The 12,793-nt window shown below is 67.7% G+C and carries 12 protein-coding genes and 1 riboswitch; of the genes, 10 read left to right on the top strand and 2 right to left on the bottom strand.

Annotation, left to right across the window (positions count from 1 at the left end):
• Positions 1-63 precede the first annotated feature (63 nt).
• From ybeY to cmk, 7 genes are all read left to right on the top strand, one after another.
• On the top strand, positions 64-576 hold the full coding sequence (gene ybeY / locus IEW01_RS11350) for an rRNA maturation RNase YbeY (RefSeq protein WP_188527741.1): 513 nt from the start codon (positions 64-66) through the stop codon (positions 574-576).
• On the top strand, positions 576-1,472 hold the full coding sequence (locus tag IEW01_RS11355; RefSeq protein ID WP_188527742.1) for a hemolysin family protein: 897 nt from the start codon (positions 576-578) through the stop codon (positions 1,470-1,472). Before ybeY ends, IEW01_RS11355 begins: the two co-directional genes overlap by 1 nt.
• Positions 1,465-3,012 carry an apolipoprotein N-acyltransferase gene (gene lnt, locus IEW01_RS11360; RefSeq protein ID WP_188527743.1) on the top strand — a complete coding sequence of 516 codons (1,548 nt, stop codon included), beginning with the start codon at positions 1,465-1,467 and terminating at the stop codon, positions 3,010-3,012. Before IEW01_RS11355 ends, lnt begins: the two co-directional genes overlap by 8 nt.
• 35 nt (positions 3,013-3,047) lie before the next feature.
• Positions 3,048-3,096: riboswitch (SAM-SAH riboswitch) on the top strand.
• Positions 3,097-3,102: 6 nt separating this feature from the next.
• Positions 3,103-4,299, top strand: a complete 1,197-nt coding sequence (gene metK, locus IEW01_RS11365; RefSeq protein ID WP_188527744.1) for a methionine adenosyltransferase — start codon at positions 3,103-3,105, stop codon at positions 4,297-4,299.
• A 179-nt stretch (positions 4,300-4,478) separates the two neighbouring features.
• Positions 4,479-5,192 (top strand): tRNA (guanine(46)-N(7))-methyltransferase TrmB, encoded by a 714-nt coding sequence (gene trmB, locus IEW01_RS11370; RefSeq protein ID WP_188527745.1) that lies wholly within the window; start codon positions 4,479-4,481, stop codon positions 5,190-5,192.
• Positions 5,193-5,250: 58 nt separating this feature from the next.
• Positions 5,251-6,603 (top strand): 3-phosphoshikimate 1-carboxyvinyltransferase, encoded by a 1,353-nt coding sequence (gene aroA, locus IEW01_RS11375; RefSeq protein WP_188527746.1) that lies wholly within the window; start codon positions 5,251-5,253, stop codon positions 6,601-6,603.
• 541 nt (positions 6,604-7,144) lie between these two features.
• Positions 7,145-7,759: a (d)CMP kinase gene (cmk, locus tag IEW01_RS11380; protein WP_188527981.1), complete on the top strand. Its 615-nt coding sequence runs from the start codon at positions 7,145-7,147 to the stop codon at positions 7,757-7,759.
• Between the two features lie 54 nt (positions 7,760-7,813).
• On the opposite strand, the gene IEW01_RS11385 is transcribed toward cmk, so the two are convergent.
• Complete coding sequence (locus tag IEW01_RS11385) at positions 7,814-8,443, bottom strand: sulfotransferase family 2 domain-containing protein (RefSeq protein ID WP_188527747.1); 630 nt, start codon at positions 8,441-8,443, stop codon at positions 7,814-7,816.
• A gap of 264 nt (positions 8,444-8,707) precedes the next feature.
• Between IEW01_RS11385 and rpsA the strand changes: the two genes are divergently transcribed.
• The gene (gene rpsA, locus IEW01_RS11390) at positions 8,708-10,387 is read left to right on the top strand and encodes a 30S ribosomal protein S1 (protein WP_188527748.1); all 1,680 of its coding nucleotides are present in this window, start codon (positions 8,708-8,710) and stop codon (positions 10,385-10,387) included.
• Between the two features lie 70 nt (positions 10,388-10,457).
• Here the strand turns inward: rpsA and IEW01_RS11395 are convergent, their stop codons facing one another.
• A complete protein-coding gene (locus IEW01_RS11395) occupies positions 10,458-11,834 on the bottom strand; it encodes an aldehyde dehydrogenase family protein (RefSeq protein WP_188527749.1) in 1,377 nt (458 codons plus the stop codon).
• Positions 11,835-12,140: 306 nt separating this feature from the next.
• Between IEW01_RS11395 and ihfB the strand changes: the two genes are divergently transcribed.
• Together ihfB and IEW01_RS11405 are read left to right on the top strand one after the other, a co-directional pair.
• On the top strand, positions 12,141-12,422 hold the full coding sequence (ihfB, locus tag IEW01_RS11400; protein WP_188527750.1) for an integration host factor subunit beta: 282 nt from the start codon (positions 12,141-12,143) through the stop codon (positions 12,420-12,422).
• A 12-nt stretch (positions 12,423-12,434) separates the two neighbouring features.
• On the top strand, positions 12,435-12,785 hold the full coding sequence (locus IEW01_RS11405) for a lipopolysaccharide assembly protein LapA domain-containing protein (RefSeq protein ID WP_188527751.1): 351 nt from the start codon (positions 12,435-12,437) through the stop codon (positions 12,783-12,785).
• The last annotated feature ends 8 nt before the right edge of the window (positions 12,786-12,793 follow it).

Genomic DNA, 12,793 nt, shown 5'->3' on the forward strand with positions numbered 1-12,793 from the left:
CGTTCCTGCCGCAGGCCTGCGGCGCGGCGCCCACGAAGTGTTTTTTGACCCAAGAAAGAATCCATGATTGTCGATCTCATCATCGAGGATGCGCGCTGGGAAGCGCTGGACCTGGCCACGTTGGCCGAGCGGGCTTGTGGCGCGGTGCTGGCGAATCGGGGCATGGCCGGCGCCAGTATCAGCCTGCTGGCCTGCGACGACGCCCGGATCAGCGCGCTGAACGCGGATTTCCGCGGCAAGGCGGCTGCCACCAACGTCCTGTCGTGGCCCTCGGAAGAGCGCGGCGCCGAAGTGCCGGGCGAGCGGCCGCGCGCGCCGGCCGATCCCGAACTTGGCGATATCGCCATCGCCTTCGAAACCTGCGCGCGCGAGGCGGAGGAGGCGGGGCGCGAGTTGGCGCACCACGTCACCCATCTTCTGGTTCATGGCACGCTGCACCTGTTGGGATATGATCACATCGACGATGAAGATGCGGCGCTGATGGAACGAATCGAAGTGGAAATACTTGGCAAGTTCGGGATTTCAGACCCATATGAGGGGGCGGGCGAAGATGGCCCGGTTGTTTGGAAGGACTGATGGGCGACAATATCGAAGGCTCTTCTAGCGCGGCGCAGGGCGCGCGCGAGGAAGAAAACGAGGAACACGGCGGCACCTTTCTGAGCCGGATCATCGGGGCGCTCAGCCCCTCCGAAACAGGTGGGGAAAGCGTGTTGGCGCCAGTTGCGGCCGGAGCGGGGGGCTTGGCCAGCACGATGCCGGGAATGGGCAACCTGCGACGGATGCGCGTGGAAGACGTGATGATCCCGAAGGCGGAAATCATCTCCGTCCCCCTTGATATCGGCAAATCGGATCTGGTCGAAGTGTTTCGCAGCTCGGGCATGTCGAGGCTGCCCGTCTTCGAAGGCACGCTCGACAGCCCGGTGGGGCTGGTTCACCTCAAGGATTTCGCGCTGACCCACGGCTTCAACGGCAAGGGCGAGCGCTACAACCTGCAAGAGCTGCTTCGCCCGCTGCTCTATGCCCCGCCGTCGATGCCGATCGGGGTGCTGCTGCAGAAGATGCAGACCGATCGCACCCACATGGCGCTGGTGATCGACGAATATGGCGGGGTCGACGGGTTGGCCACGATCGAGGACCTGATCGAACAGGTGATCGGGGAGATCGAGGACGAGCACGATCTCGAAGAGGGTGCGCTCTGGGCGCAGGAAAAGGCGGGCAGTTTCCTGGCCGAAGCCCGCACGCCGCTCGACGAGTTCGAGGCCGATGCCGGGCTGAGGCTGCGGGGTTTCGACCCCGACGACGAAGAGATCGACACGCTCGGCGGGCTGGTGGCGCTGATCGCGGGCCATGTGCCGGCGCGCGGCGAGGTGATCGCCCATCCCGGCGGGTTCGAGTTCGAGGTGGTGGACGCCGATCCGCGCCGGATCAAGCGGCTTAGGGTGCGTTTGCCGAAGTCCGGTGCGAATGGCTGATCGCTTCCCCGGCGGATGGCTACGCCAGCTCCCCGGCTGGCTGGAGCGGCGCTGGTGGCGGGTTTTGGCCGTTGGCCTCGCGCTGGGACTTCTGGCCGCGCTGGGCCAGGCTCCGCTGAACATGTGGCCCGCAACCTTGCTGGGCTTTGCCGGGGCGTACGCGCTTCTGGCGGCAGCCCCGCGGCCGCGCAAGGCGGCGCTCACCGGCTGGGCCTTCGGCCTTGGCTATTTCACGCTTTCGCTGGTCTGGATCGTCCAGCCCTTTCTCGTCGATGTCGAGCGGCACGGCTGGATGGCGCCGTTCGCGCTGTTCCTGATGGCGGGCGGCATGGCGCTTTTCTGGGGCGGGGCCTTCGCGCTGGCGCATTGGCTGAGCCCGGACGGGTGCCGGGGCTGGCTCGGCTTCGTCGTGGCGCTCGGGGCGGCGGAGGCGCTGCGCGGCCGGATTTTCACCGGCTTTCCCTGGGGCGGGCCGGGGCTTGCCTGGATCGACGCGCCGATCTCGCAATGGGCCGCGCTGGTCGGGGCTTTCGGGCTCTCGGTGCTGACGGCCGGCTGGGCGGCTGGTCTCTGGGTGGCGTTCGTGCGCCGCAGCCTTGCCGGCGCCGGGGTGCTGGCGATTACGGCGGTGCTCGCGCTGGGCGGCGGAGCCTGGCTCGAACGCCAGCCGGTGCCGGAGCGAGCAGAGCCGGTGCGCTTGCGCCTCGTCCAGCCCAACGCGTCGCAGCAACAGAAATGGGATCCCGCCTGGGTGGGGGTGTTCTTCGACCGGGCACTGGCGCTGAGTGCGGCCGAGGCGGAGGTGCCGCCCGACCTCGTGATCTGGCCAGAAACATCGGTGCCGACCCTGCTGGGCGCGAACCCGGAGGTTCAGGCGCAGGTGGCCGCCGCCGCCGCGCCCGCGCGGGTGATCACCGGGATACGGCGGCTCGAGGGGCGGCGCGGCTACAACTCGCTGGTGCTTTTCGGCCCGGATGGCGCGGCGGAACAGGTGTATGACAAGCACCACATCGTCCCCTTCGGCGAATACATGCCGCTTGGCGACCTGCTCGACCGCTTCGGCATCCACGGCTTGGCGGCGCGCGAGGGCTATGGCTATTCCGCCGGTCCGGGGGCCGCGCTGATGGAGCTGCCCGGCGGGCTTGGCCGCGCCCTGCCGCTGATCTGCTACGAGGCGATTTTCCCGCGCGATCTGCGCGCTGCGCCGGGGCGGGCGGACTGGATCCTGCAGCTCACCAACGACGCCTGGTTCGGCACCTTCTCGGGGCCGCAGCAACATCTGGTGCAGGCGCGGTTCCGGGCCATCGAGTTCGGTCTGCCGCTGGCGCGAGCCGCCAACACCGGGGTGAGCGCGGTGATCGACGCGCGCGGCGGCCTGTTGGCCACCCTGCCGCTCGGACAGGACGGAAAGCTCGACGTCGACCTGCCCGGGGCGCTGCCGGCCACGCTCTACGCGCGCTTCGGCGATGCGCCCCTGGGACTCGTGCTGGCCCTCGCCGGGCTCGGGCTGATCGCCATGCGGATGCGCAAAAGACGTTGACCAAGCCCTCGGCCCCGCGTATCGGCTATCTTTCACAACCGTCACAACGGCTTCCTGACGTGGCGGGGATTTTTCAATGGAGCACTTCTCATGGCACGGCACGACTACACCTTCACCTCGGAATCGGTTTCCGAGGGCCACCCCGACAAGGTCTGCGACCGGATTTCGGATGCGGTTCTCGATCTCTTCCTCGCGGAGGACCCGCAGGCGCGGGTGGCCTGCGAGACCCTCGCCACCACCAACCGTGTCGTGATCGGCGGCGAGGTGCGCACGGCGCATGAAGACCGCGTCTGGGAGATCAAGGACCGGGTGCACGCGGTGGCGCGCGAGTGCATCAGGGAAATCGGCTACGATGAAGAACATCAGTCCGGTTTCAACTGGCAGAACGTGAACATCGACAACCTGCTGCACGCCCAGTCCCGCGATATCGCGCGGGGCGTGGATTCCGACGAGGAAAAGAAAAAGGCCGAAGGCGCGGGCGACCAGGGCATCATGTTTGGCTACGCCGTGGACGAGACCCCGCAGCTCATGCCGGCACCGATCCTCTATGCCCACGCGATCCTGAAGCGGCTCGCCGAAGTGCGCAAGGACGGCACCGAGGCCTGGATGGGGCCGGACGCGAAAAGCCAGCTTTCGGTGCGCTACGAGGACGGCCGGCCGGTGGGCGTGAGCCAGATCGTGCTCTCCACCCAGCATATCGACGAGCACATGACGCCGAAGCAGGTGGAAGAAAAGGTGGCCCCCTATATCCGCGAGATGCTGCCCGAGGGCTGGATCACGCCCGAGACCGTCTGGCACGTGAACCCGACGGGCAAGTTCGTGATCGGCGGCCCCGATGGCGACGCCGGACTGACCGGGCGCAAGATCATCGTCGACACCTACGGCGGCGCGGCGCCGCACGGCGGCGGGGCGTTCTCGGGGAAAGACCCGACAAAGGTCGACCGGTCGGCGGCCTATGCCGCGCGCTACCTTGCCAAGAACGTGGTGGCGGCGGGGCTCGCCAAGCGCTGCACGCTGCAGCTTTCCTATGCCATCGGCGTGGCCGAGCCGTTGTCGATCTATGCCGATACCCACGGCACCGGCGAGGTTTCGGAAGAGGCGATCGAGAAGGCGGCGCGCGCCGCGATGGACCTCACCCCGCGCGGGATCCGCGAGCACCTTGGGCTCAACCACCCGATCTACCAGCGCACCGCGGCCTACGGCCATTTCGGCCGCGCCCCGGAGACGGATGGCGGGTTTTCCTGGGAGAAAACCGACCTGGTCGAGGCGCTCAAGGCGGCGGTCTGAGGGGCGCACCGGGGGGTCGAATTGCTGCGCAATCCGACCCGGAGGGGGGCTGTCCGCCCCCCTCTTGGGCCCGTGGCCCAATTCACCCCCCGAAGGTATTTGCCGACCCAAGAAGTTCCCGCCGTCTCGGCACGAAAACAGGTTTTCACACCCGCCAAGGCGCTTTAGAACCCGCGTTCATGACACAAGGCAAGCATCCCACCGGCGCGCCGTGGCGCAATTTCTATGGCCGTCTCAAGGGCAAGGGCCTGCGTGCGAGCCAGGAGGCCCGGCTCGACGAGGATCTCGGGGCGCTCTCGCCCGGCCCGGTGGGCTGGGAGGAGAACCCGGAGCGCGCGCCGCTCGACCTTGCCGCGCTGTTCGGCGCGCGCCCGGTGTGGCTCGAAGTGGGGTTTGGCGGCGGCGAGCATCTCGTGCACCAGGCCGGGCTGCACCCGGAGGTGGGGATCATCGGCTGCGAGCCTTATATCAACGGCGTTGCCATGTTGCTGGGCAAGATCCGCAAGGCCGGGGTGGAGAACCTCGCGGTTCATCCCGGCGACGTGCGTGATCTGTTCGACGTGCTGCCCGAGGCGAGCCTTGAGAAGGCTTTCCTGCTCTACCCCGATCCCTGGCCGAAGAAGAAGCACCACCGCCGCCGCTTCGTGACCCCCGAGTACCTTGCGCCGCTGGCGCGGGCGATGAAGCCGGGGGCGGAGTTCCGCATCGCCACCGACATTCCCGATTACGTGCGCCAGGCGTTGGAGGAGGTGCCGCGCGCCGGGTTCGACTGGCTGGCTGAAGGCCCCGCTGACTGGCGCGCGCCCTGGGCCGACTGGATTTCGACCCGCTACGAGCAAAAGGCGCTGCGCGAGGGAAGGGTGCCGCATTATCTCACCTTCCGGCGGGTCTGACAGTGGACCGGCGCGGGGCTTCGCGCTATCAGCCGGTGAGGCAGTCTGGAGGCGCATGATGTCCGGCCACGGTGAACCTATCCCGATGAAATCGCGCCGCGCGGGGCCGCTCAAGGGCGACGCGCTTGTGCCCGGCGACAAGTCGATCAGCCATCGGTCGCTGATCCTCGGCGCACTGAGCGTGGGGGAGACCCGGATCACCGGCTTGCTCGAGGGCGAGGACGTTCTGGGCACGGCGGGCGCTATGCGGGCTTTCGGCGCCGAGGTGGCGCGCCTCGGTGAGGGCGAGTGGCGGGTGCACGGCGTGGGCGTCGGCGGTTTCGCCGAGCCGGACGACGTGATCGACTGCGGCAACGCGGGCACCGGCGTGCGGCTGATCATGGGGGCGATGGCGACGAGCCCGATCACCGCCACCTTCACCGGCGATGCATCGCTCCGCAGCAGGCCGATGGCGCGGATCACCGACCCCTTGGCGCTGTTCGGCGCACGGGCCGTGGGCCGCGCGGGCGGGCGGCTGCCGATGACGATCGTGGGGGCCGCCGATCCGGTACCGGTTCATTACACGACACCGGTGCCGAGCGCGCAGGTCAAGAGCGCGGTGCTGCTGGCGGGGCTGAACGCGCCGGGCGAGACGGTGGTGATCGAGCGCGAGGCCACGCGCGACCATACCGAGCGGATGCTGGCGGGGTTCGGGGCCGAAGTGCGGGTGGAAGATACCGGCGAGGGCCGGGTGATCACGCTCACCGGGCAGCCGGAACTGCGCCCGCAGGAGATCGCCGTGCCGCGCGATCCGTCCTCGGCGGCCTTCCCGGTCTGTGCCGCGCTGATCGTGGAAGGGTCGGACGTGCTGGTGCCCAACATCGGCCTCAACCCGACCCGGGCGGGGCTGTTCGAGACGCTGCGCGAGATGGGGGCGAACCTTGATTTCCAGAATCCGCGCGAGGAGGGTGGCGAGCCGGTGGCCGACCTGCGCGCGCGGTTCTCGCCCGACATGAAGGGCATTCGCGTGCCGCCGGAGCGCGCGGCCAGCATGATCGACGAATACCCGATCCTGAGCGTGGTCGCCGCCTTCGCCGAGGGGCGCACCGAGATGGTGGGCGTGAAGGAGTTGCGGGTGAAGGAGAGCGACCGGATCGACGCGATGGCGCGCGGTCTGGAGGCCAACGGCGTGACAGTCGAGGAAGGCGAGGATTTCATGGTGGTGCACGGGATGGGGCCGGGCGGTGTGCCCGGCGGCGCCACTGTGGCGGCGCGGCTCGACCACCGGATCGCGATGAGCTTTCTCGTGCTCGGCATGGCGACGCGCGAGGCGGTGCAGGTGGACGACGGTGCGCCGATCGCCACCAGCTTTCCCGGGTTCGAGCCGCTGATGGCGGGCCTCGGGGGGCGGATCGAACGGGCGGACGGCTAGGCCGATGCTGCGCTCGGGGCCGCTTCTTGCGTTCTTCGGGCTCACGGCCCTCGCCGGGTTGATCGCGATGCGGATCTGGACGCTGCCGATGATCGAGGCGGCGGGCCTGCCGATGCTGGATGTGCGCATGGGAGGTTACACGCCTGACGAGGTGCGCGCCTTTCTCGCCAGTCTCGGCGCGGAGGGGCGGGCGGCCTATCTCGGGCCGCAACGGGTGCTCGACACGCTGATGCCGGTGGCGCTCACCGCGGCGCTGGGCTTGCTCATCTACCGGCTGGTGGCGCGCTGGTCTTGGTGGATCGGGGCGGCGTTGGCGCTGGTGCCGCTGGTCTACTTTGCCTTCGACATGCTGGAGAACGCGCAGGTGGCGGTGATATTGCGCGCGCCCGCGCCGAGTGACACGATGGCCGAAACGGCGAGCCGGTACACCGTGGCCAAGGCCGAGGCGCTGAGGGCGGCGGTGGCGGTGGCATTGGTGGCTCTGGCCGCGCGAGCGGGCGAGAGGGCGCTGGGCCGTGGCAGGAAAAAGGGCAAGGGACCAATGGCATTCACGGTGGCGATCGACGGGCCGGCGGCGGCGGGCAAGGGCACGATCGCCCGGGCGGTGGCGGCGCATTTCGGTTTTGCCTATCTCGATACCGGGCTGCTTTATCGCGCGGTCGGGGCGAAGGTGACGGAAGGGGCCGATCCGCTGGAAGCCGCGCAGGCGTTGCGGGCGGAGGACCTGAACGCCGAGGGGTTGCGCACGCAGGCGGTGGCCGAGGCCGCGAGCCGGGTGGCGGTGAACCCGCAGGTGCGCGCGGCACTCGTCGATTTCCAGCGTGCCTTCGCCGCGCGGGCGGGCGGCGCGGTGCTTGACGGGCGCGATATCGGAACGGTGATCTGCCCCGAGGCGCAGGCCAAGCTGTTCGTCACCGCCAGCCCCGAGGTGCGGGCCGAGCGGCGATATCTCGAATTGGTCGAGGGTGGCCACGAGGCGACGCGCGAGGCGGTGCTGGATGACGTGAAGGCTCGCGATGCGCGCGACAGCGAGCGCGCGACAGCGCCGTTGCGGCCGGCCGACGATGCCGTGGTGATCGACACCTCCGAGATGTCGATCAAGGAGGCGGTGGCGGCGGCGATCGGCGCGGTGGAGGCGCGCGGCGCCAAGGCGTGAGCCGCCAAGCCCGCGCGCCGGCGAAAGCCTGGAACCGTGGCGGCATCGGCACCCTCAGGGCGCGTCGGGATAGCCGAGAAGCTCGAAATCGGCCTCGTACAGTGCGCGGATGATCGCGATATCGTCGCCGGAGAGGTCTGACAGCGTGGCGCGCGGCGTGGATCGGTTGGCATGGGGGATCGGCGCGCGCAGGCCGGAATGGGCGCGGATCTCGGGTTCGACGGCGGCGAGGTCTTCGAGCCGGAAGGTTTTCGTCAGCATCGGGGTGCCGCGTGCATCGGTGAGATAATCGGCCTGCGGGCGGAGGAAATAGTACTGCCCGGCCGGATCGTCGGCGGCCTCGAACGTGGCGGTGAGGGTCTTTTGGACGAAGGCGCTGAGCGAGTCCGTGGGTTTGAGGTAATGATAGAACGACAGCACCCGGTCGAAGGGCGAGCGGACCAGCGCGAAGCTGAAATAGGCCTCGAACAGCTCGGCGCTCAGGTAGTGGCAGCCGACGTAATCGCGCGCCAGCAGGTGGGCGAGGCGGGGTGGCCCGAGGCGGGGCTGGTCGTTGGGCCTGAGCAGCAGCGGCGCGCGTTCGGCCCAGGACAGCCCGAGATCGGCGAGAAAGGCCGCCTCGATGCTTTGCCCGCCGCATTTCGGGATATGAACGAAAACGGTCTTGTGCGGATGCGAGATCATGCCTGCCTGCCAGTTGGGTCGGGGATCAGCTTACCTGCCCCGCGCACCGGCGCAAATCCCCTGAAACCCCTTGCCAGACGGGGTGAAAGCCCGTATATCCCCGCGCGAAGGCAAGGGCAAAAGCCGCAAGACGAGGGCGAGCAGGGTCGGGCAACCGGCCCTCTTTGTTTTGCACCGGGTGATCCGGCCTCGCCTGTAAACCGATGAAAGACCGGCGGAGACAACCGCCTGGCCCGAATAGTAAAAAAAGGAACCGAAACACGCATGTGCGCTAAAGCATCCATGGAGGAATTCGAAGCCCTCCTCAACGAAAGCTTCGAAATGGACACGCCCGAAGAGGGCTCTGTCGTCAAGGGCAAGGTCATCGCCGTCGAGGCGGGACAAGCCATTATCGACGTCGGCTACAAGATGGAAGGCCGCGTCGACCTCAAGGAATTCGCGAATCCCGGTGAAGCGCCCGATATTTCTGTCGGCGACGAAGTGGAGGTGTTTCTCCGCGCTGCCGAGAACGCCCGTGGCGAAGCCGTCATCTCGCGCGAGATGGCCCGCCGCGAAGAAGCCTGGGATCGTCTTGAAAAAGCCTATGCCGACGACGCCCGCGTCGAAGGCGCGATCTTCGGCCGCGTCAAGGGCGGCTTCACCGTCGATCTCGGCGGCGCCGTGGCCTTCCTGCCCGGCTCCCAGGTCGACGTGCGCCCGGTGCGCGACGCCGGCCCGCTGATGGGCCTCAAGCAGCCCTTCCAGATCCTCAAGATGGACCGTCGCCGTGGCAACATCGTGGTGTCGCGCCGTGCGATCCTCGAGGAGAGCCGTGCTGAGCAGCGCGCCGAGGTGATCGCCAACCTGACCGAGGGCCAGACCGTCGACGGTGTGGTGAAGAACATCACCGAATACGGCGCCTTCGTCGATCTCGGCGGTGTGGACGGGCTTCTGCACGTCACCGACATGGCCTGGCGCCGCGTCAACCACCCCTCCGAGATCCTGTCGATCGGCGAGACCATCAAGGTCCAGGTCATCAAGATCAACAAGGAAACCCACCGCATCAGCCTCGGCATCAAGCAGCTGCAGGAAGATCCGTGGGACCTGGTGGCCACCAAGTTCCCGATCGGTTCGGTGCACAAGGGCCGCGTGACCAACATCACCGATTACGGCGCCTTCGTGGAGTTGGAGCCCGGTGTCGAGGGCCTCGTGCACGTGTCGGAGATGAGCTGGACGAAGAAGAACGTCCATCCCGGCAAGATCGTTTCGACCTCGCAGGAGGTCGACGTCATGGTGCTCGAGATCGACGCCGCCAAGCGCCGCGTCTCGCTCGGCCTGAAGCAGACCATGCGCAACCCGTGGGAAGTGTTCGCCGAAACGCACCCCGAAGGCACCGAGGTCGAGGGCGAGGTGAAGAACATCACCGAGTTCGGCCTGTTCATCGGTCTCGAGGGCGACATCGACGGCATGGTTCACCTCTCCGATCTCAGCTGGGATCAGCGCGGCGAGGAAGCCATCCAGAACTACCGCAAGGGCGACGTGGTTCAGGCGGTCGTGTCGGAGGTCGACACGGAGAAAGAGCGGATCTCGCTCTCGATCAAGGCCCTCGGCGGCGACAAGTTTGCCGAAGCCGTTGGCGGCGTGAAGCGCGGTTCGATCATCACCGTCACCGTGACGGCGATCGAGGATGGCGGCATCGAGGTGGAATACGAGGGCATGAAGTCCTTCATCCGCCGCTCCGACCTCTCGCGCGACCGGGCCGAACAGCGTCCCGAGCGGTTCCAGGTGGGTGATCACGTCGATGTGCGTGTTACCAACGTGGACGCGAAGTCGCGCCGCCTCGGCCTTTCGATCAAGGCCCGCGAGATCGCCGAAGAGAAGGAAGCCGTGCAGCAGTATGGCTCGTCCGACTCCGGCGCTTCGCTCGGCGACATTCTCGGCGCCGCGCTGAAGGGCGACGAATAAGCCGCCCCGGCCAGTCACGAATCGAAGGCCCCGCCAGATACTCTGGCGGGGCCTTTTTTCTTTGCCCCGGTCAGAACAGCCGGCGCAGCCAGCGCCGGGCGCGGGCCGAATAGGGCGGGTAGCGCACGGCAATGTCGCCCCAGGTCCACTTGCGCAGCACCGGCTTGAGATGGCTGAAGCTGTCGAAGGAGGCGGCGCCGTGGTAGGTGCCCATGCCGCTCGCGCCGACCCCGCCAAAGGGCAGCCCCGGCGGCGAAACCTGCATCATCACGTCGTTGATCAGAACCGAGCCCGAGCTTGTCTCGGCGATCACCCGGCGCTGCGTGTCGCGGTTCTTGCTGAACAGGTAGAGCGCGAGCGGTTTCGGCCCGGCCCGGACATGGGCGATGGCCGCGTCGATGCTTTCGACCTCGATCACCGGAAGGATCGGACCGAAGATCTCCTCGTTCATCGCGGCTGCGTCCGCGGGCAAATTGCGCAGCAGTGTCGGCGCGATGAACAGCGCCTCGGCGTCGGTCTGGCCGCCGAACGGGGTTTCGCCTTCCCCCAGCATCGCGCTGAGGCGGTCGAAGTGGCGGCGGCTGACGATCCGGCCATAATCGCGGCTGTTGCGCGGGGCCTTGCCGAGCTGGCGGCGGAACTCGGTGGTGAGCGCGTCGAGGAATGGTTTGGCCACGGCGCTCTCGACCAGCAGGTAATCCGGGGCGACGCAGGTTTGCCCGGCGTTCACGCTCTTGCCCCACGCAATGCGGCGGGCGGCGACCGCGAGATCGGCGTCGCGCGTCACGATGGTGGGGCTCTTGCCGCCAAGCTCCAGCACCACCGGGGCAAGGTGCGCGCTGGCCGCCTGCATCACCTTACGCCCCACGGCGGTGCTGCCGGTGAAGAAGACGAGATCGAAGGGCTCGGCGAGCAGAGCCTGGGCCACGTCCGCGTCGCCCTCGATCACCCGCACCGCCGCTTCATCGAGATATTCCGGCAGCAGCCGGGCGAGCAATGCCGAGGTGGCGGGGGCGAATTCGGACGGTTTCAACACCGCGCAATTGCCCGCCGCGAGCGCGCCGATCAGCGGGCTCAGTGCAAGGTGCCAGGGGTAGTTCCACGGCGCGAGGATCAGCACCACACCGCGCGGTTCGGGTTGGAGCCAGGCCCGGCCGGGCAGGTTGAGCAGATCGACCGGCCTGCGCCGTGGCCGCGCCCAGCGGCGCAGGCGCTTCAGCGCATGGCGGGCATGGCTGGCGATGAAGCCGATTTCACTCACGTAAGCCTCGAAGGCGGATTTGCCGAGATCTTCGGCGAGGGCGGCGGCAATCTCGCCCTCGCGCTCCCGACTCATCGCCACCAGCGCCTTGAGCTGGGCGCGACGCCAGCTCAGCGAACGGGTGGCCCCGGCTTCAAAATGGCGCCGGAGCGGGGCGATTTGCATCTGCAGGTCGGCATTTTTCATGGCTCGATCTCCTCAGGGGCGATGGTGGCAGGGGCGGCGGAAACGCGCAATCCACCAGCCATGCGCCGAAGGCGCGCAGGCAGCGAATCAAGGACACATCCGGGTGGGTTCTGGCGCCCCCGGGTGGGCCCTGGCAGGCAGCTTTCGTCTAACGGGCCGGTTTTGCGGGGAAAATTCTGGCATTTGCCGGGGATTTCCGCCGATCGCCCTGCCCGAAGATGTTTCGCGGGCGAAGCTTTGGGCCTATAGTCATGTTCGAACGGTGCACTGCGAAAGAAAGCGCCGTGTGGAAATCGGGGGGCTTGGATGATCCGGTCGGAACTGATCCAGAAGATCGCGGACGAAAACCCGCATCTCTACCAGCGCGACGTTGAGCGCATCGTCAACACCATCTTCGAGGAGATCATCGAGGCCATGGCCCGGGGCGACCGGGTGGAACTTCGTGGTTTCGGCGCCTTCTCGGTGAAAAAGCGCGACGCGCGCGTGGGGCGCAATCCGCGCACCGGCGAGGCGGTGCAGGTCGAGGAAAAACACGTGCCTTTCTTCAAGACAGGCAAGTATCTGCGCGACCGGCTGAACGGCAAGTAAAGGGTCCGTCACATGCGCTATGTTCGCTACGCCTTCCTGGCCGCTCTCGCGGTCGTTCTCATAACCGTTGCGCTGGCCAACCGCGAGGTGGTGGTGCTGCGGCTTCTGCCCGAGGAGCTTGCCGGCTTCCTCGGCTTCAGCTGGCAGGTTCCGATGCCGCTGTTCATCATCATCTTCCTTGGCATCGTCGCGGGCGTCATGATCGGCTTCGTCTGGGAATGGCTGCGCGAATACAAGCTGCGCGCCAAGGGCAAGCGGGCCGAGCGCGCGGCGGTGGCATTGTCGAAAGAGGTGCAGAGCCTCAAGCATGAAGCGGCCAAGCCCGGTGATGACGTGCTGGAGCTTCTGGAGGACGGGCGCTAGGCCCGGGG

Source organism: Sinisalibacter lacisalsi (genome assembly GCF_014640115.1).
GTDB classification, from domain to species: Bacteria; Pseudomonadota; Alphaproteobacteria; order Rhodobacterales; family Rhodobacteraceae; genus Sinisalibacter; species Sinisalibacter lacisalsi.

What these genes read in the sequence shown, in the direction of transcription:
- trmB (WP_188527745.1), top strand. Translation starts at nt 4,479, where the DNA reads ATGACACAAGGCAAGCATCCCACCGGCGCGCCGTGGCGCAATTTCTAT.
- aroA (WP_188527746.1), top strand. Translation starts at nt 5,251, where the DNA reads ATGTCCGGCCACGGTGAACCTATCCCGATGAAATCGCGCCGCGCGGGG.
- rpsA (WP_188527748.1), top strand. Translation starts at nt 8,708, where the DNA reads ATGTGCGCTAAAGCATCCATGGAGGAATTCGAAGCCCTCCTCAACGAA.
- cmk (WP_188527981.1), top strand. Translation starts at nt 7,145, where the DNA reads ATGGCATTCACGGTGGCGATCGACGGGCCGGCGGCGGCGGGCAAGGGC.
- ihfB (WP_188527750.1), top strand. Translation starts at nt 12,141, where the DNA reads ATGATCCGGTCGGAACTGATCCAGAAGATCGCGGACGAAAACCCGCAT.
- metK (WP_188527744.1), top strand. Translation starts at nt 3,103, where the DNA reads ATGGCACGGCACGACTACACCTTCACCTCGGAATCGGTTTCCGAGGGC.
- IEW01_RS11355 (WP_188527742.1), top strand. Translation starts at nt 576, where the DNA reads ATGGGCGACAATATCGAAGGCTCTTCTAGCGCGGCGCAGGGCGCGCGC.
- IEW01_RS11385 (WP_188527747.1), bottom strand. Translation starts at nt 8,443, where the DNA reads ATGATCTCGCATCCGCACAAGACCGTTTTCGTTCATATCCCGAAATGC.
- IEW01_RS11395 (WP_188527749.1), bottom strand. Translation starts at nt 11,834, where the DNA reads ATGAAAAATGCCGACCTGCAGATGCAAATCGCCCCGCTCCGGCGCCAT.
- lnt (WP_188527743.1), top strand. Translation starts at nt 1,465, where the DNA reads ATGGCTGATCGCTTCCCCGGCGGATGGCTACGCCAGCTCCCCGGCTGG.
- ybeY (WP_188527741.1), top strand. Translation starts at nt 64, where the DNA reads ATGATTGTCGATCTCATCATCGAGGATGCGCGCTGGGAAGCGCTGGAC.
- IEW01_RS11405 (WP_188527751.1), top strand. Translation starts at nt 12,435, where the DNA reads ATGCGCTATGTTCGCTACGCCTTCCTGGCCGCTCTCGCGGTCGTTCTC.